Genomic DNA, 18196 nt, shown 5'->3' on the forward strand with positions numbered 1-18196 from the left:
CTTTCCAGTTAATTCCGCGCGCATTCCATGGTGTCTGCGCGCGATGCGCGCTTTGCGGAGTGCGCGAAAGATGTCCCTGCCCGAAAAAGCCTTCCCGGTCTCCTGGGACCAGTTCCACCGCGATGCGCGCGCGCTCGCCTGGCGGCTTGCCGGCGCCAACAAGGGGCAATGGAAGGCGATCGTCTGCATCACGCGCGGCGGCCTGGTTCCGGCGGCTATCATTTCGCGCGAGCTTGGCATCCGCATCATCGAGACGGTCTGCGTCGCCTCCTACCACGATTATACCAGCCAGGGGCAATTGCAGGTGCTGAAGGAGGTCACGCCGGCGCTGCTCGTCGATGACGGGGCCGGCGTGCTGATCATCGACGACCTCACCGACACCGGCAAGACGGCGGGCATCGTGCGCGCGATGATGCCCAAGGCGCATTTCGCCACCGTCTATGCCAAGCCGAAAGGCAGGCCGATGGTCGACACTTTCGTTACCGAGGTCAGCCAGGACACCTGGATCTATTTCCCCTGGGACATGGGCTTCACCTACCAGAAGCCGATCGCCGACGACCACGCCGGCTGATTCGCGGCAACGCCGCTTGATGCACCGAGTCCGCCCAGAGGACCTCCGCACACCGATAAAGGCGTGGCGCGACGCTGCTGCAGTCGCGCCATTAGGCTGAGATCGGCGCAGATTGACGGAATTTGGCCGATCCGTGAAACATTTTTTACTTTCATTGCTTATAATTAGCCGTAAGATTCGTGAGACGGCAAATGATTCTGGAAGCTGGGGCAAGCTTCTCCGATGTTGACGAGGCCAACGACGCACAACCATAAGGCCGAAAGGGTCCGGCGACTCTTAGGCGCGGTGCCGTACCGCCTGCAGGTTGCAGCCCTGCCTTGGCGCGATAGCGGGGACGGCGTCGAAATCATGCTGATCACCAGCCGCGATACCGGCCGCTGGGTGCTTCCCAAGGGCTGGCCGGAAGCAAAGGAGCCGCTTTGTGAAGCGGCGGCACGCGAAGCGGGCGAGGAGGCCGGGCTGCGCGGCACGATCTCGCATCACGAGGCCGGCCGTTATTTCTACGCCAAGGTGCTGGATTCCGGCGAGGAAGTGCCGTGCGAGGTGCTGGTCTTCCCGCTGCAGGTCGACAAGGTCGCCGACCGATGGAAGGAAAAGCGGGCACGCACCCGCAAATGGGTCAGCGCCGCCGAGGCTGTGCGCATGGTCAACGAACCCGACCTCAGCCAGATCATCGCCCATTTCTGCGCGGATCCACGCCGGTTCTCCTGAGCCCGAGCGGCGCATAGCCGCGGTCAGGTCCGGCGAACGCCATCGCCGAAGCACCTCCGCGCGGCGCCGAACCTTCCTCGCCGCGCTCCGCTTCTATCCCCGTTATCCACATATGTGACACACAAGATGTTGGGGTCATAAAAGCTACGCAAACGAATCCTTGACGGCGCAAAACGAGTCGCCTTTTATAGGCCATGCGCTCTTGTTGAGAGTGCGACCGGAAAAGTTTCGAGGCCGGTCTTTTTCCCGGAATATGTGCGTTTTGAGCCGCATTCCCGCCTGTTTACGAGGCCGGCGAAGGCGTGGGATTTTGAAGCCTTGGGGGGCGAAAGGGGAGGATTGTCGGACTTGAATAAATTGTCTGTTAATACTATATTTAGTGTTTGCAGGTAGGTTCGACGCTAGATAATGTGAAGTTCCCTCGACCGAGGGCGTTACAAAAAGTTTTCAGTTTTGAGGGACCCACAGGGTCCGTGAGCGCGTTGGACAGCGGCCTCGCAAGAGGTTCGACCGGCAGGGCGGCGGAGACTGTGATGATGAGAGCCGGCGGGTTTCGAACGCCGGCAGACGGCGGACATGCGCGTTTCGTCAAGAGGGCAGAAATCCTCTGGGAAAAGCGCTATATGTAGACAAAAGGGACCGGACCAATGCGCATCGAGCGTCGTTTCACCAAGCCAGGACAATCTGCCTATGCGGAGATCGAATTCCGCAAGGCGCTTTCGGAGATCAAGAATCCGGATGGGTCGGTGGTGTTCCGCTTGGATAACATCGACGTGCCGGCGCAGTTCTCCCAGGTTGCCGCCGATATCCTGGCGCAGAAATATTTCCGCAAGGCGGGCGTCCCGGCACGGCTGAAGAAGGTCGAAGAGACGCAAGTCCCCTCCTTCCTGTGGCGCTCGGTCGCCGACGAGGCTGAACTGGCCAAGCTGCCGGAAGCCGAGCGCTACGGTTCCGAGACCGACGCCCGCCAGGTCTTCGACCGGCTTGCCGGTACCTGGACCTATTGGGGCTGGAAGGGCGGCTACTTCAAGTCGGAGGAAGACGCGCGCGCCTTCCGCGACGAGCTCGCCTATATGCTGGCCACCCAGCGCGTCGCGCCGAACTCGCCACAATGGTTCAACACCGGCCTGCACTGGGCCTATGGCATCGACGGTCCGAGCCAGGGCCACTTCTATGTCGACCCGTTCACCGGCAAGCTGACCAAGTCGAAGTCTTCCTACGAGCATCCGCAGCCGCATGCCTGCTTCATCCAGGGCGTGCAGGACGACCTCGTCAACGAGGGCGGCATCATGGATTTGTGGGTGCGTGAGGCGCGCCTGTTCAAATACGGCTCCGGCACCGGCTCCAACTTCTCGTTCCTGCGCGGCGAAGGCGAAAAGCTGTCGGGCGGCGGCCGCTCGTCGGGGCTGATGAGCTTCCTCAAGATCGGCGACCGCGCGGCGGGCGCCATCAAGTCGGGCGGCACGACGCGTCGCGCCGCGAAAATGGTCATCGTCGACGCCGATCATCCCGATATCGAGGAATTCATCGACTGGAAGGTCAATGAGGAGCAGAAGGTCGCCTCGCTGGTCACCGGCTCGAAGATCGTCAAGAAGCATCTCGAAGCGATCATGAAGGCCTGCATCAACTGCGAAGGCAATGGCGACGATTGCTTCGATCCGGCGGTCAACACCGCGCTGAAGCGCGAGATCAAGGCGGCCAAGAAGGACGCGGTGCCGGAGAACTACATCTACCGCGTCATCCAGTTCGCCAGGCAGGGCTACACCTCGATGTCGTTCAAGACCTACGACACCGACTGGGATTCGGACGCCTATCTCACGGTTTCCGGCCAGAATTCCAACAATTCGGTGTCGCTGAAGGACGATTTCCTGCGCGCCGTCGAGCAGGACGGCGACTGGCATCTCACCGCCCGCAAGGACGGCAAGGTGCTGAAGACGCTGAAGGCGCGCGATCTCTGGGAAAAGATCGGCTATGCCGCCTGGGCGTCGGCCGATCCGGGCCTGCATTTCAACACGACGATGAACGACTGGCACACCTGCGCCTCGGCCGGTGCGATCCGGGCGTCCAACCCGTGCTCGGAATACATGTTCCTCGACGACACCGCCTGCAACCTGGCCTCGATCAACCTTCTGCCCTATCGCAACGCCGACGGCACCATCGACATATCAGCCTACGAGCACACGGTGCGGCTGTGGACCATGGTGCTGGAAATCTCCGTGATGATGGCGCAGTTCCCGTCGAAGGAGATCGCCAAGCTTTCCTACGAGTACCGCACGCTCGGCCTCGGCTACGCCAATATCGGCGGCCTGCTGATGACCTCCGGCATTCCCTATGATTCCGACGAGGGCCGCGCCATCTGCGCCGCCCTCACCGCGATCATGACCGGCACGGCCTATGCCACTTCGGCCGAAATGGCCGCCGAGCTCGGCGCCTTCCCCGACTACGACCGCAACGCGCAGAACATGCTGCGCGTCATGCGCAACCACCGCCGCGCGGCCTATGGCGAAAGGGACGGCTACGAAAAGCTAGCCGTCAACCCGGTGCCGCTGGTCGCCTCGGATCTCAAGCAGCAGGAGCTTGCCGACCATGCCAAGGCCGCCTGGGACCGCGCCATCGAGCTCGGCGAGGAGCATGGCTACCGCAACGCGCAGGCAACGGTGATCGCGCCGACCGGCACGATCGGCCTGGTGATGGATTGCGATACCACCGGCATCGAGCCCGACTTCGCGCTGGTAAAATTCAAGAAGCTGGCCGGCGGCGGCTATTTCAAGATCATCAACCGCGCGGTGCCCGAAGCGCTGCGTACGCTCGGCTATTCCGAGGCCCAGATCGCCGAGATCGAGGCCTATGCGGTTGGCCACGGCAATCTCAACCAGGCGCCGGGCATCAACCCCGGCTCGCTCAAGGCAAAAGGCTTTACCGACGAAAAGATCGCAGCGCTCAATGCGGCGCTGAAGTCGGCCTTCGATATCAAGTTCGTCTTCAACCAGTGGACGCTGGGTGCCGACTGGGTGAAGGAGACGTTCGGCTTCACCGATGAGCAGCTCAACGATTTCTCGTTCGAGATGCTGCCGGCGCTGGGGTTCTCGAAGAAAGACATCGAGGCCGCCAACATCCATGTCTGCGGGGCGATGACGCTGGAAGGCGCGCCGTTCCTGAAGGCCGAACACCTGCCGGTGTTCGACTGCGCCAGCCCGTGCGGCAAGATCGGCAAGCGTTCGCTGTCGATCAACAGCCACATCATGATGATGGCGGCGGCGCAGCCCTTCATCTCCGGCGCCATTTCCAAGACCATCAACATGCCGAACGACGCAACGGTGGAAGATGCCAAGGGCGCCTACATGCTGTCGTGGAAGCTGGCGCTGAAGGCTAACGCGCTCTATCGCGACGGCTCGAAGCTGTCGCAGCCGCTCAACGCCTCGTTGCTTGCCGACGTCGAAGACGACGAGGACGAAGCCATCGAGCAGCTGATCGCGGCACCGGCCGCGCAGCGCGCGGTGCAGGTGACCGAGAAGATCGTCGAGCGCGTCGTCGAGCGTCTCTACCGCGACCGCGAGAAACTGCCGAACCGCCGCAAGGGCTATACCCAGAAGGCGGTCGTCGGCGGCCACAAGGTCTATCTCAGGACCGGCGAGTTCGACGACGGCCGCCTCGGCGAGATCTTCATCGACATGCACAAGGAAGGTGCGGCCTTCCGGGCGATGATGAACAACTTCGCCATCGCCATCTCGCTCGGCCTGCAATATGGCGTGCCGCTCGAGGAATTCGTCGAGGCCTTCACCTTCACCAAATTCGAGCCGGCCGGCATGGTGCAAGGCAACGACGCCATCAAGAACGCCACGTCGATCCTCGACTATGTCTTCCGCGAACTCGCCGTCTCCTATCTCGGCCGCAACGACCTCGCCCATGTTGACCAGTCGGACTTCGACAAGACTGCGCTCGGGCGCGGCATCAACGAAGGCAAGGCAACGCCCTTCTCCAAGGGCCTGACCCGCGGCGCCTCGCCGGTCAAGCTGGTGTCGGGCATGGGCGCCGAGCCGAAAGGCTTTGCTGGCTCGGGCTCCGGAACTCCAGCCCGTACCGCCCCGACCGCCTTCTCCGGCTCCAACGTGCTGACGCTGAAGCCGGCCAGCGACGAAGCCATCGCCTATAAGCGCGACTACGAGGAGCGCGCCAGGGAACTGGTCGAGGACATCGTCTACGCGGAAGCCTCCGACCCGACGGAGCTGTTCACCGATGAGGCCGCGAAAGAAGCAGCCGAAGCCAGAGCACTCGCCGCCAACCGGCGCCAGCAATCATTGATGCAGGGCTACACCGGCAACGAATGCTCGGAATGCCACAATTTCACGATGGTGCGGAACGGGACTTGCGAGAAGTGCGATACTTGCGGGGCCACGAGCGGGTGCAGCTGAGTTCAGACCAGCAACCGATGATTCGCATTCTAACTTAGAGCTCCGACAAAATGTCGGAGCTCTTTGGATTTTCCGATGACACACCGCACTGCTGCCGAGGCTCTTGCTAACGAAATAACTGTGCTGGGCAACGATTATGGGCTTGCCTTCCACCATTGCTGCCAAGAGCTTTGGCGGGTTTCATCCTCATGGGACCGCTATGAGGCGCTATTTGGTAGCCAGGAGCGAGTTAACCTTCTGAATGACAGTAGCGGGAGCTTCTGGCATGCGATGCAGAGCGTATTGCTCGAACATGTCTTGTTGGGCATTTGCCGATTGAGCGACACGGCCGGAACCGGGCAGCGACGGAACCTCAGCATTTGGACCTTGGTTCACCTTGATCCATCAAGATATAAGGGCAGATTGAAACAACGCGCTGAAACAGCGGCCAAAAAAACGTCGTTTGCTAGAACTTGGAGAGACAAGCGAATTGCCCACAACGACTTAGAGCAATCGACGGGTGTTGCTAATAAGCTGGCCCCTGCAACCGGAAAGAGGATAACGAGGGCAATCCTTTCGATTCATGAGGTGCTTCGATGGATCAACGCCAAGCATTTTGATAGCGACATGGGTCTTTTGGAAATGGGAGACTACGACGCTATTGAGTTGATGACGTACATTGACGACGGCAGGAAATATCGAGCTTTGAGGGAGTCAGAATATAATTCTGGAACCCGGGTTAGGTATGAAAATAGCTATGATTGGATTCGCACAGGTACGGAGCCCAGCAAACGCTATACAGTCGATTTTGACCTAAAGCTACCAAAGGCAACTAGCCGATAGACTGCCATCGTCGTCCGACTCCAATATCACTTCCCCTTTGCAGTGCTAAATCAAGCTCAGGTGAGACCGATGCGTTACGCGGTGGTGATTGAAAAAGCCGGAAACAATTTTTCCGCTTATGTGCCGGATCTGCCCGGCTGCATCGCCACCGGTGCGACGGTGCCTGAGGTTGAAGCCGAAATTCGTGACGCAATACGCTTTCATATCGAAGGCCTGCGGGCCAATGGGCTGGATGTACCCAAAGGGGGTCAGCCTGGCGGAATATGTAGAGGCGTAGAAGGTGCGATCTCCCCTTCTACCCTTGTGGGAGAAGGTGGCCTCGCGAAGCGAGGTCGGATGAGGGGTGCTCCAGCTTGGCACCGGCGGCGCTCCGTCCAACACCCCTCAACCGTCTCGGCGCTCCGCGCCGAGCCACCTTCTCCCACAGGGGGAGAAGGGAAGAGCGCGCTACCGCCAAGGCTGCAAACTCTCGTCCCGTACGTAGGCGATGATGGTATCGCAGACGGCGTTCAGATCCCGCAGCACGTCATCGTTCCAGAAGCGCAGCACGCGAAAGCCCCTCGCCTTCAATTCGGCATCCCGCTCCCGATCATAGCCCGAATCCGCGTGCTGGCTGCCGTCGATCTCGACAATCAGCCTGCCCTCGGCGCAAACGAAATCGGCGATGAACCGGCCGACCGGGACCTGACGCCGGAATTTGATGCTGTCGAGCTTGCGTCCGCGCAGCTCATGCCACAGGCGGTCTTCCGCCTCGGTCGGCTCGCGTCGCATAGAGCGGGCGAAACGACGCTTGGTCGGCGCGACGGGCTGGTGCGGCATGGGACGAGGGTATCCAATCTGGGCATGACGTCCAAGGAATTTGAGACCAAGTGTGGAAAACCGAGCGCTATCCCTTCTCCCCTTGTGGGAGAAGGTGGCCTCGCGAAGCGAGGTCGGATGAGGGGTGCTCCAGCTTGGCACCGACGCACTCCGTCCAACACCCCTCAACCGTCTTGGCGCTGCGCGCCAATCCACCTTCTCCCACATGGGGAGAAGGAAGAAGCTGCCGCGCTACTCCGCCTCGGCCACCATCTGCCTTCCACCAACCCAGTCGCGCCACGCCTTCTCATCGCCGTGGAAGACGTTGAGGTCTATGCGACCCCTTACCCCGTGCGACAGGCCGGAGCCGGAATATTGCCAGAACAGCCATTTGCGGTCGGGATAGACCTTTGATGGGTGCGCCGCCACAGCGCGCAGCCAGAATGGATAATCGGGGAAGGCGCCCCTGAGATTGTCACGGTAGAAGTCGGGCGCGGTGTAGATGATCGGGCGCTGGCCGTAGTAGCGCTCGAGCTTGTCCATGAACACCTGCATCTTCTCCAGCACCTTTTGCCGCGATGGGCGGCGCTTGCAGCTGGAGTCGCCGTTCCACTCGACGTCGATCACCGGCGGCAGCGCACCCTCGACCCGCGGCACGTTGCGGATGAACCAATCGGCCTGCTCGCCGGCAGTGCGGCACCAATAGAAGAAGTGATAGGCGCCGCGCTTGAGGCCGGCGGCGTCGGCACTGCGCCAGTTCCTGGTGAACATCGGGTCGAGATGGTCGCCGCCGTCGGTCGCCTTGATGTAGGCGAAGTTGGCGCCCTGGGCGCGCAGCTTTTGCCAGTTCACATTGCCCTGCCAGCGCGAAACGTCGACGCCATGGACGGCAAGGCGCCTCGGCGAGGAGGACTTACCGAAATTGATCGGCTTGGCGTCGCGAAAACCATAGCGCGTGACCGGCTCGGCAAGCATCGCCGGTGCTGCGCGTGTCAGCCGCTTCGGCGGTGACATCAGCGCGATCACCTCGGCCGGCGGATCGATGCTTTGGTCGGGCTCCAATGTAGCGACCGGCTGTTCGTCCTGCTCCTGTTCCGCGAAGGCGGGCGCAGCATCAGTTTTCGCAGCAGATGCCACCGGCGCGGGGGGGCGCACAACCGAGCTGGTGGTCTCGCTGGACGGCACTTGCAGCGCATCGACGCCGGAGGTCGACGTGCAGCCGGCAAGGCACAGCGCTGCGATCGAAAAGATGACGACGCCTGATAACCGCATCTGGACCTGTACGCAAAACACAACAGACCGAAGGCAGGACAACGCCGCCGGACAAACCAAGCTGGATTCCTAACAAGAAACTACCAACAAAGTTTGAATCGACTTGTTAGGGCTTTGCAGCGGGACGTTGGCCCGGACGGAGGTGCGCTATCCCTCCAATGTTCGGCCACGGCTGCCTCGGCTTGACAACTCACGGCATGAGATTAGTCTCTACTAATCTTACGGTGTAAGGCACCACGTGGAGGACGTCATGCAGCCCGCCGCCCTGTCAGAATTGCAGCCCGTAGTCCCGCCGGAGCCATGCTCGCCCGCCATCGGGGTCGACGAGATACCTCGCAACCTCAGTCGCGCCATCGAACGCGCCGAGGTCGATGCGTGGCTCGACCTCTATCGCGCCGCCCCGGCAGACTTTGCCGCAAGGCAAGGCCTTGCCATCGCCGAAGATGGCGATCTCGTCTGGACCACCTGCACGACGATCCCGTTCATCCATTTCAACTGCGTCAAGAATCTCGGTGTCGATAGCGCAGCCACCGAGAGCCGGCTCGACGCGCTTCTGGCGCATTATCGCGACGCCGGCATTCTGCGGCCCTGGTTCTACACCAATCCACATACCGAGCCGGCGACGCTCAGCTGCTGGCTCGAGGCGCGCGGCCTGCAGCGTCAGGGCGGGTGGGAACGCATCTTTCGCGACGCCGCGCCATTGCCAGCGGAGCCGCTTTTCCCGACTGAGAACGTCTCGGTCGAGCGGGTGACGCCGGCAACGGCAAGGGAATGGGCCGGGTTCATCGACAGCCAATATCGGTTGCCGACCTCACCGTGGTTGCTGGCGCTGGCCGGCCGACGCGGCTGGCAGCATTACATGCTGCGGCGGGACGGCGCGGTGGCGGCGGTGCGCTCGATGTTCATCGGTGCCGACGGCATGGCCTGGAGCGGCATCGACGCGCCGGTTCCCGGCATCATGGCGCCGAGCTTCGACCTCGATGCAATGCTTGGCGAAGCGATGGTGCGCGACGGACTTGCGGCCGGTGCAAAACTGTTCGTGGCCGACATCGAGGCGCCGCGCGCCGAACGCGACGGGCCGGCGTATCGCAACTATGCGCGCCTCGGCTTCAGGCTCGCTTATTTCCGCAGCCATTACAGCTATTTGCCGGCAAATTCCGGCTGACCGCTTCAAGACCCTAGCCGCACAGCCACAGCTTGTGACAGGTCGTGGCCATGAGGTGGGCCGGCGGTACAAAGCGATCGTTGACCGGCGCATCATCGTCTACCCGGCGGACCTTTTCTTCGAGCAACGTGCGAAGTTGTGCCGGTTGCACGCGGTCGCGCTCCATCACCAGCTTGATCATCGGATCGCTCAAGAGTTCATCCAGGGTGTTGATGCTGTCGTTCATCCGTCGCCTCCTCGACTGCCTGCCCGCACGCCAATAGATAGGCAGCAATGATGGCCCGCCAATGACGCTTTGCCGGCTATCTCGTGTCGCTTCGGATTAAATTTTGTCCAGATTCCACCTCAAGCCGGAGGTGGCGCGCCTTCAAACTGCGGCAGGCCGTCGTCGATCTGCACCCAGGGCTGCTTCGAGGCGGTCCAGATATGCATCTCAGGCCTGAACACCGAGGGATCATCGAGGGAGCCGGTGGTGATGCCGATGATGCCGCCGGAATCGCGTCGGGAAAACATCGTCGTGCCGCAGCGGGGACAAAAGCCGCGCTTGAGATCGGGCGAGGAATTCACCGTCGCCAGCGGTCCGTCGACCGTCACATCGTCGATGCGGAACAGCACGCGCGCGTTGAAAGCGGCACCCAGTGCCTTCTGGCAGAGCCGGCAATGGCAGACGCGCTCATTGATCGGTGCCGCCTCGGCACGGTAGCGCACCGCACCGCACAAACACCCGCCCTGATATCTTGCCATCGCCCGTGTCCCTTCCCTGCGAGGATAGGCGATACCTATCGATAGGCGTGGCGGCGTCAATTGAAAAGCTTTGATGGCACCATCCAAAGCTGTGATCCGGCCGATGGGCGATCGGCTAGATGCGCCGCGCCAAGGCCTCATCAACGAAATGCCGGCCATCGCGCAGGAGACGGCCGGCAGACAATTAACCGGGCGTCAGTTCGTTTGGTTGACGACCTCATCCCAGGTCTTGACCTTGGTCTCGCCATTGAGGAACGGCAGCGTGGCAGCTGTCAGTTCCGGCGCGAAGAACACGTCGTAGTGGGTGCGGTTCGGCAGGATCGCCAGGCGGTTTTGCGACAGGTTCTCGCGCATCCAGCCGGCGTCCTTCAACCCGCCGCCAAGCATCTGGTAGAACTTGATCTCGTGCTCGGGCCGGTACATGTCGCTGTCGCCGAACACCAGCATGACCGGCATTTTCAGCTTCGGCACGTCGGCGGAATAATCGTAGTCCTTGCGCATATAGGCGCCAAGCTGGTCGAGCAGTTTCGGAAAATCCTCAGGATGCGGCGCAACCGCGACGTAGGATTTGTACATCGGCGTGTCCGTCATCATGTCGGCCATCGCCGCGCCGACCTGTGCCTGCTGGCCACGCATCTCGGCATAGAAGCCGTCCGCGGCATAGCCGGTCGAGACCAGCACCAGGCGGCGCACCGCTTCAGGCTGCTGGACGGCCATGCGGAAGGCGACGCCGCCACCCAGCGAATAACCCATCACGTCGATCTTGTCGTAGCCGAGCGCCTTGACGATCGCCGCCATGTCGTCGCCCATCGCCTCCAGGCTGAGCGGCCGGTCGCCGAGTGCGGTGCGGCCATGGCCCTGCAGGTCGACGCCGATGACGGTGCGGTTCCCGGTAAGCTTCGGCAGGATCGGCGCGAACATGTCGGTCGTGCCGAGACCGCCATGCAGCAGAAGCAGCGGCTCGCCCTTGCCGTAGACGGCGTAATAATAGTTCAGGCCGTTGATCGGCAGCAGGCCGGATTTTTCCGGCGTCGGCAGTGTTGCGGTTGCGGTCGTCATGGCGGGCTTGGCCTCCTCTGCGTTGATGGTGCCCGGTGCGGCAAATAGCGCGGCGGCCGAGGCGAATATGGCGAAAAATACCGATCTGGACACGTCAGTCTCCCTCTCCCGTTTGCATCAAAGTCGCTTGGCGACCTCCTCAAGCTGTTCGGCGCACTGGCCCCAGCCCTCGTGAAAACCCATTTTCTCGTGCTGTTCACGGTCGGCGACCGACCAATGCGCGACGCGGGCAATGTAGCGGGTCTTACCCTCGCCCTCGTCCTCAAAGGTCAGCACGACCGTCATGAACGGCTTTTCGGACGGCTCCCACGCCTTCGTATAGGCATCGGTGAAGACGAGCTTTTTGCCCGGTACGACTTCGAGGAAGATGCCTGGATTCGGGAACTCCTTGCCGTCGGGATCGGCCATGACGACAAGGGTGGAGCCCCCGGTCCGCACATCCATTTCGGCGCGCGGGGTCATCCACGGCTTCGGCGAGAACCATTGCGTCAACAGCTTTGGCTCGGTCCAGCAGCGATAGACGTTCTCGTGCGGCGCATCGATGATGCGCGCGAGAACCAGCTCGCGGTCGGAGTTGGGGGCGATGTCGAGCTTGGTGGTCATGGTGTTTCCTCACACGTCGGTTTTGGCTTCCGTGTCTAGGACGAACCGACACGACGCAAGCCGACACGGCCCGCGAAAAAATCCGCGGGACAGGAGATTCGAACGACGGAAATAAGTGGCTTCAGTGGCGCTTGGCTTGCACCAGATAGGCGTCGATCTCGGTCTCGCCGAGCCACTTGGCCGCTTCCAGCCGATGCAACCCTTCGACGAGGATATGGCGCTTGCCGTCATGGCGCACCTGGATCGGCATCTTCATGCCGTTTTCCAGAATGTCCTCGGCCAGATGGCGGACGGTCTCGGGATGCAGCGTCTTCTTGCGCGCCGTCGGTACGTAGATATCGTTGACCCTAACCTTTTGCACTCTCAGCATGTCGGCTCCCGTGGCGGACAAGGCCGCGTTTTGTGAGATAGTCTGTTTGTCCGGCAAGGCCAAGGGAGCGCCGGGCAATGGCTGGCCCGATCGTTTCCAATTGACGCTTGGCCGGCGGATGGCCGAAATGGCGGCCTTCGACCTTAGCGGTGTCCATGAACCACCTGCCGACCGAGTTTCCCGATTTCGGACTGACGCCGGAGCAGCGAGGCCAGGCGGTGCGCAGCCATTACTGGGAATGGCCGGGGATGGATGGCGGGCGCGGCGAAATCTGGTGCTACAGCGACCGTTTTTCCTACCGTCCTGGCGACATGGTGGCACTGCATGTCAGTTCGACGGCCGCCAGTTTCGGCATCGCGATCGTCCGCGACGGCGGCGCGGAAACGACAATGTTCGAAGGGACCGGAATCGCGGCGCGCTGGCAAGATACGCCGGACCAATGTTCGGTCGAAGGCTGCGGCTGGCAAGCGTCGTTCGAGTTTCGCATCGGCGACGACTGGCCGTCCGGCGCCTATCGCGTCACGCTTGAAGCGGACGCTCGCGACGGCAAGCCGATCCGCTGTCATCACCTTTTCATCGTCTCGCCGCAGCCCGGCAAGAAACCCGGCCGCGTGCTGCAGGTCGCGGCCACCGGCACCTGGCTCGCCTACAACACATGGGGCGGTTCCAACCATTACGAAGGCATCACCGGGCCGGCCCGCGACCAGTATGCACGAATGGTGTCGACGCAGCGGCCTTGGTGCCGCGGCTTCGTCGTGCTGCCCAGGGATGCGCCGCGCGTGCCGCTCGAAGTCGCGGTGCCGCCGAAAACCGTGCCGCGCTATCCGCACATGGAATGGGCCTTTGCCACCGGCCATTCGAAGAAATACGCCTCAGCCGGCTGGGCAAGCTACGACAGCCATTTCTTCCGCTTCGCCGAGCGTGCCGGCTACGCCGTCGATCTCGCCAGCCAGCACGATCTCCATTTTTCGCCCGACATTCTCGACGGCTATGACTGCGTCGTCCTGGTCGGCCACGACGAATATTGGACCTGGGAAATGCGCGATGCGGTCGACACCTATGTCGAGCGCGGCGGTCATGCGGCGCGCTTTGCCGGCAATTTCATGTGGCAGACCAGGCTGGAGGACGAAGGCCGCCGGCAGGTCTGCTACAAATACCGCGCTCGCGCCGAGGACCCGGCCTATCGCGGCGGCGATATAAGGCGCGCCACCAATTCCTGGGAAGCGCCGGAAATCGGCCGGCCGGGTGCCGCGACCTTCGGCCTCAACGCGACAAGAGGCGTCTATGCCGGCTGGGGCGGCTGCGCGCCGCGCGGCGTGCGCGGCTTTCCGGTCTACCGGCCGGAGCATTGGGCGTTTGCCGGCACCGGCATCTACTATGGCGATCTGCTCGGCGCCGACAGCCATGTCTATGGCTACGAGGTCGACGGGCTCGATTTCGAGATCCGCGGCGGCCTGCCCTACCCCACGACCACTAGCGGTGCGCCGGACGGCCTGCAGGTGCTCGCGGTCGGCATGGCGAGCCAGGTCGAGGAAAGCGCCGACATTGCGTTCGAGGACCAGTTTCTCGGCGACGAGGACGGACGCTTCACCGCCGAGACGCTGTTCGGCGAGGCAAGCGATGCCAACCTCGACAAGGTCAAACGCGGCAACGGCATGATCGTCAATTTCCCGCGCGGCAAAGGCGAGGTGTTTCACGCCGGAAGCTGCGAATGGGTTGCCGGCCTGCTAAGGCAGGATGCGATTGTCGAGCGCGTCACCAGAAATGTCCTTGACCGCTATCTTGGAAAGCCATGACATGTTGAAGTCTCCTGCCCCGGAAACTCGCGAAGCCTCGCATCTGTTTTATCTATCCAGCCTGCGCCGGCCGATGATCGACCGCGCCGAAGGCATCTACATGTGGACGCAGGATGGCCGCCGCTTCATCGACGGATCGAGCGGTCCGATGGTTGCCAATATCGGCCACTCCAATCGCAACGTGCTCGACGCGATGAAAAGGCAGATGGACCGCGCCACCTTCGCCTACCGTCTGCATTTCGAGAACGAACCGGCAGAGGAGCTCGCGCGGCAGCTGGCGGCCAAACTCCCCGAGGGCATGGACCGCATCTTCTTTGTCTCCGGCGGCTCGGAAGCGACCGAATCCTGCATCAAGCTGGCGCGGCAATGGGCGGTCGCCACCGGCCAGCCCAGCCGTTGGAAGGTGATCTCGCGCTTTCCCTCCTATCATGGCGGCACGCTCGGCGCGCTCGCCGTTACCGGCGACGATGCGCTGTCCGAAACATTTGTGCCGATGATGCAGATGATGCCGACCGTGCCGGCGCCCATCGCCTGGCGCGACCGCGACAATCTTTCGATGGAACAGCGCGGCATCCGCTACGCCGACATGCTGGAGGAAAAGATCCTCGCCGAGGGACCGCAGAGCGTGCTCGCCTTCATCATGGAGCCGGTCGGCGGCGCTGCCACGGCAGCACTGCTGGCGCCGGACAGCTACTATCCGCGCATCCGCGAGATCTGCGATCGCTACGGCATCCTGCTCATCCATGACGAGGTGATGAGCGGTGCCGGCCGCACCGGAAAATTCCTCGGCGGCGACCACTGGAACTGCAAGCCCGACATCGTCGCGCTGTCGAAGGGGCTGGCCTCGGGCTATGCGCCGCTCGGTGCGCTGGCGGCACCGATGCGGCTGGTGCAGCCTTTGCTCGCATCGGGCGGCTTTCAGCACGGCCATACCTACGCCGGCAACCCGCTCGCCTGCGCCGCCGGGCTCGCCGTGCTCGGCGAGATGGACCGTCTCGACCTGATCGCCAACGCGGCTGTCATGGGCGAGCTATTGATGGACGAGCTGAAGGGATTGGCGAAGCGGTTTCCGTTCATCGCCGACATCCGCGGCAAGGGCCTGCTCACCGGTGCCGAAATTGTCGCCGATCCGGACACGCTGAGGCCGATCGAGCCGGCGAAAAAGGCCACCCAGCGCCTGCTCGACCTCGCCTATGAGCGCGGCCTGATCATCTACGGACGCAAGGTCAAGGGCGGTGTCGACGGCGACAATTTCATGGTCGCGCCGCCGATGATCGTCACCGCCGCGCAGATCGGCGAGATCATATCCATCATCGGCGACTCACTCGAGGTGCTGGCCGGCGAGCTCGACCTGCTGGTCGAAGGCTGAGAGGCGAACCATGGCGTCGCGAAAAGTCATCATCACCTGCGCCATCACCGGGTCGGTACACACCCCGTCGATGTCGCCGCATCTGCCCGTGACGCCGGACCAGATCGCCGCAGACGCGATCGCCGCCGCCGAGGCCGGCGCTTCGATCCTGCATCTTCATGCCCGCGACCCTAGGGATGGGCGGCCGACCGCCGACCCCGAGGTGTTCATGCAGTTCCTGCCGCGCATCAAGCAGGCGACCGATGCGGTGATCAACATCACCACCGGCGGATCGTCGCTGATGACGCTCGACCAGCGGCTGGCCGCGCCGCTCAGGGCCGAGCCGGAAATGTGTTCGCTCAATATGGGTTCGATGAATTTCGCGCTGTTCCCGATGCTCGAGCGGCCGCGAGAATGGCAGCACGAATGGGAGCCGAAGCTGCTCGAGGCTACCCGTGACACGATCTTCAAGAACACCTTTGCCGACATGGAGACGGTGCTCGAGAAGCTCGGGCGTGGTTGCGGCACGCGCTTCGAATTCGAGTGCTACGATGTCGGCCATCTCTATTCGCTGGCGCATTTTCGCGATCGTGGACTGGTGTCCGGACCTTTATTCATCCAGTTTGTTTTGGGCATTCTTGGCGGCATCGGCGCCGATCCAGAAAACCTGATCCATATGAAGCGCATCGCCGACAAACTGTTCGGCGACAGCTACCGGTTTTCGGTGCTGGCCGCCGGACGCCACCAGATGCCGATGATCTCGATTGCGGCGGCGATGGGCGGCAATGTCCGCGTCGGGCTGGAGGATAGCCTCTACGAAGGGCGCCAGCTCGCCAAGTCCAATGCCGACCAGGTGCGCCGCATCCGCGGCGTGCTCGACGGATTGTCGCTGGACGTCGCGACGCCGGCCGAGGCGCGGCAGATGCTGGCGCTCAAGGGCGGCGACCGCGTGGCGTTCTGAGATGCGACCGTGACCAACCCACCGTCAAGAGACATTGTCATCCGGCCCGGGACCGTCGAGGACGTCGAAACCATCCACGCCGCGCTCCTGCGGCTCGGCGCGCATGTCGGCGCACATCAGGAGATCACCTCGACAGCTCAGGATCTCCGCACCTATGGCTTTGGCGAAAAGCCTGCCTTCTCGACCCTGATTGCCGAAATCGGTGGCGAATTTGCCGGGCTTTGCCTGTATTTCCCGATCTTCTCGACATGGATGGGACGGCCCGGCGTCTATGTGCAGGACCTCTATGTCGAGGACCGTTTTCGTGGCCGCAGGATCGGCGAACGCCTGCTGCGCCGAGTCGCGGCGCAATGCCGGAAGAGCGGCGGCGCCTATCTCAGGCTGTCCGTCGATACCGACAACGAGACCGCCAAGGCTTTTTACGAACGATTGGGCATTGCCTGGTCCAGCTACGAGCAGGTGCAGAAGATCGTCGGCGACGCCTTTTTCGCCTTTGCCGATGCACCGGAGGAGCCAACATGAAAGCCTTCTATGCCGAAGAACAGAAGCGCCATGACCCGAAGGCGTTCCTCTCGAGCGGCGCGCCGCAGCCCAATCCGGAAAGGCCGGAACGGGTCGAGCGATTGTTGGCCGGCGCAAAGGCTGCCGGCTGCACGATCGAACGGCCGCGGGATCACGGACTCAGCCCGATTGCGGCGGTGCATACGCCGGAATATCTCGATTTTCTCCAGCACATCTTCGCGCGCTGGCAGCGCATCGAGGGCGCCTCGGCCGAGGTCATCCCCAATATCCATCCGATCGCGCGGAACGGCTCCTATCCGGCCTCGGCGGTCGGCCAGGCCGGCTATCACATGGCCGACACCGCCTGCCCGATCTCCGGCGAGACGTGGCAGAGCGCGCTTTGGAGCGCCTGGAGCGCGGTTGAAACCGCCGAGGCGGTGATGTCTGGAGCGCCGGCCGCCTATGCGCTGTGCCGGCCGCCCGGCCATCACGCTGTGCCGATGTCGCCGGCGGCTTCTGCTTCGTCAACAATTCGGCCGTCGCTGCACAGGTTCTGCGCAAACAGGCGGCGCGGGTGGCGATCCTCGATGTCGACCTCCACCACGGCAACGGCACGCAAGGCATCTTCTATGCCCGGCCGGACGTGCTCACCGTGTCGCTGCATGCCGACCCGGTGCGCTTCTACCCGTTTTTCTGGGGCCATGGCGACGAGCGCGGCGAAGGGCGCGGCCTCGGCTACAATCTCAACCTGCCGCTGCCGCGCAAATCCGGCGATACAACGTTCCTCGAAGCGCTGGAGGCATCGTTCCAGCGCATCAAGGCCTTCTCGCCCGATGCGCTTGTGGTGGCGCTGGGGCTAGACGCCTTCGAAGGTGATCCGTTCGGCGGGCTGTCGGTGAGCACGCCTGGTTTTTCGCGCATTGGCGAGGTGATCGCCGGGCTCGGCCTGCCAACGGTCATCGTCCAGGAAGGCGGCTATCTCTGCGACGAGCTCGGCGACAATCTCACCGCCTTCCTCACCGGTTTTGGCGGCACCCACAAGCGATGATCCGCCCGCGAGGGC

General features: G+C 62.7%; 16 protein-coding genes and 2 pseudogenes. 11 read left to right on the forward strand and 7 right to left on the reverse strand.

Annotated elements, in window-relative coordinates; genetic code table 11:
* Positions 1-70: 70 nt before the first annotated feature.
* From gpt to NKH30_RS17030, 5 genes and pseudogenes are all read left to right on the forward strand, one after another.
* A complete protein-coding gene (gene gpt, locus NKH30_RS17010) occupies positions 71-571 on the forward strand; it encodes a xanthine phosphoribosyltransferase (RefSeq protein WP_352474044.1) in 501 nt (166 codons plus the stop codon).
* Positions 572-793: 222 nt separating this feature from the next.
* On the forward strand, positions 794-1282 hold the full coding sequence (locus NKH30_RS17015) for an NUDIX hydrolase (RefSeq protein ID WP_352772702.1): 489 nt from the start codon (positions 794-796) through the stop codon (positions 1280-1282).
* Positions 1283-1929: 647 nt separating this feature from the next.
* Entirely contained in the window at positions 1930-5694 is a 3765-nt protein-coding gene (locus tag NKH30_RS17020; RefSeq protein ID WP_352996251.1) for a vitamin B12-dependent ribonucleotide reductase, read from the forward strand.
* Between the two features lie 75 nt (positions 5695-5769).
* Positions 5770-6516 carry an AbiU2 domain-containing protein gene (locus NKH30_RS17025; protein WP_352474039.1) on the forward strand — a complete coding sequence of 249 codons (747 nt, stop codon included), beginning with the start codon at positions 5770-5772 and terminating at the stop codon, positions 6514-6516.
* 69 nt (positions 6517-6585) lie between these two features.
* A pseudogene (locus tag NKH30_RS17030) lies at positions 6586-6699 on the forward strand (type II toxin-antitoxin system HicB family antitoxin); the annotation flags it as partial.
* A 264-nt stretch (positions 6700-6963) separates the two neighbouring features.
* Here the strand turns inward: NKH30_RS17030 and NKH30_RS17035 are convergent.
* Complete coding sequence (locus tag NKH30_RS17035) at positions 6964-7335, reverse strand: endonuclease domain-containing protein (protein ID WP_352467292.1); 372 nt, start codon at positions 7333-7335, stop codon at positions 6964-6966.
* A gap of 231 nt (positions 7336-7566) precedes the next feature.
* Positions 7567-8586 (reverse strand): GH25 family lysozyme, encoded by a 1020-nt coding sequence (locus NKH30_RS17040; RefSeq protein WP_352996253.1) that lies wholly within the window; start codon positions 8584-8586, stop codon positions 7567-7569.
* 250 nt (positions 8587-8836) lie between these two features.
* Here NKH30_RS17040 and NKH30_RS17045 point away from each other — a divergent pair, with 250 nt between their 5' ends.
* On the forward strand, positions 8837-9751 hold the full coding sequence (locus tag NKH30_RS17045) for a hypothetical protein (RefSeq protein WP_352996255.1): 915 nt from the start codon (positions 8837-8839) through the stop codon (positions 9749-9751).
* Between the two features lie 13 nt (positions 9752-9764).
* Here the strand turns inward: NKH30_RS17045 and NKH30_RS17050 are convergent, their stop codons facing one another.
* The 5 genes from NKH30_RS17050 to NKH30_RS17070 all read right to left on the reverse strand — a co-directional run bounded on the left by NKH30_RS17050 (position 9765) and on the right by NKH30_RS17070 (position 12527).
* Positions 9765-9977, reverse strand: coding sequence for a hypothetical protein (locus NKH30_RS17050; RefSeq protein ID WP_352449428.1), 213 nt, complete (start codon positions 9975-9977; stop codon positions 9765-9767).
* 119 nt (positions 9978-10096) lie between these two features.
* Positions 10097-10495 carry a GFA family protein gene (locus NKH30_RS17055; RefSeq protein ID WP_352996257.1) on the reverse strand — a complete coding sequence of 133 codons (399 nt, stop codon included), beginning with the start codon at positions 10493-10495 and terminating at the stop codon, positions 10097-10099.
* A gap of 195 nt (positions 10496-10690) precedes the next feature.
* On the reverse strand, positions 10691-11647 hold the full coding sequence (locus tag NKH30_RS17060) for an alpha/beta fold hydrolase (protein ID WP_352996259.1): 957 nt from the start codon (positions 11645-11647) through the stop codon (positions 10691-10693).
* A gap of 24 nt (positions 11648-11671) precedes the next feature.
* Positions 11672-12157 (reverse strand): SRPBCC family protein, encoded by a 486-nt coding sequence (locus tag NKH30_RS17065; protein ID WP_352620675.1) that lies wholly within the window; start codon positions 12155-12157, stop codon positions 11672-11674.
* 121 nt (positions 12158-12278) lie between these two features.
* The gene (locus tag NKH30_RS17070; protein WP_023674751.1) at positions 12279-12527 is read right to left on the reverse strand and encodes a ParB N-terminal domain-containing protein; all 249 of its coding nucleotides are present in this window, start codon (positions 12525-12527) and stop codon (positions 12279-12281) included.
* A gap of 155 nt (positions 12528-12682) precedes the next feature.
* Between NKH30_RS17070 and NKH30_RS17075 the strand changes: the two genes are divergently transcribed.
* From NKH30_RS17075 to NKH30_RS17095, 5 genes and pseudogenes are all read left to right on the forward strand, one after another.
* A complete protein-coding gene (locus NKH30_RS17075) occupies positions 12683-14323 on the forward strand; it encodes a N,N-dimethylformamidase beta subunit family domain-containing protein (protein WP_352996261.1) in 1641 nt (546 codons plus the stop codon).
* A 1-nt stretch (position 14324) separates the two neighbouring features.
* Positions 14325-15692: an aminotransferase family protein gene (locus NKH30_RS17080; RefSeq protein ID WP_352996262.1), complete on the forward strand. Its 1368-nt coding sequence runs from the start codon at positions 14325-14327 to the stop codon at positions 15690-15692.
* 10 nt (positions 15693-15702) lie between these two features.
* Positions 15703-16632, forward strand: coding sequence for a 3,5-dioxohexanoate:acetyl-CoA acetone transferase (kce, locus tag NKH30_RS17085; protein WP_352501605.1), 930 nt, complete (start codon positions 15703-15705; stop codon positions 16630-16632).
* A gap of 9 nt (positions 16633-16641) precedes the next feature.
* Positions 16642-17154, forward strand: coding sequence for a GNAT family N-acetyltransferase (locus NKH30_RS17090; protein ID WP_352766785.1), 513 nt, complete (start codon positions 16642-16644; stop codon positions 17152-17154).
* Positions 17151-18181 (forward strand): annotated as a pseudogene (locus tag NKH30_RS17095) (histone deacetylase family protein). Before NKH30_RS17090 ends, NKH30_RS17095 begins: the two are co-directional and overlap by 4 nt.
* Positions 18182-18196 lie beyond the last annotated feature (15 nt).

The organism is Mesorhizobium sp. M1273, assembly GCF_040318195.1.
In the GTDB taxonomy this organism is placed as follows: Bacteria; Pseudomonadota; Alphaproteobacteria; order Rhizobiales; family Rhizobiaceae; genus Mesorhizobium.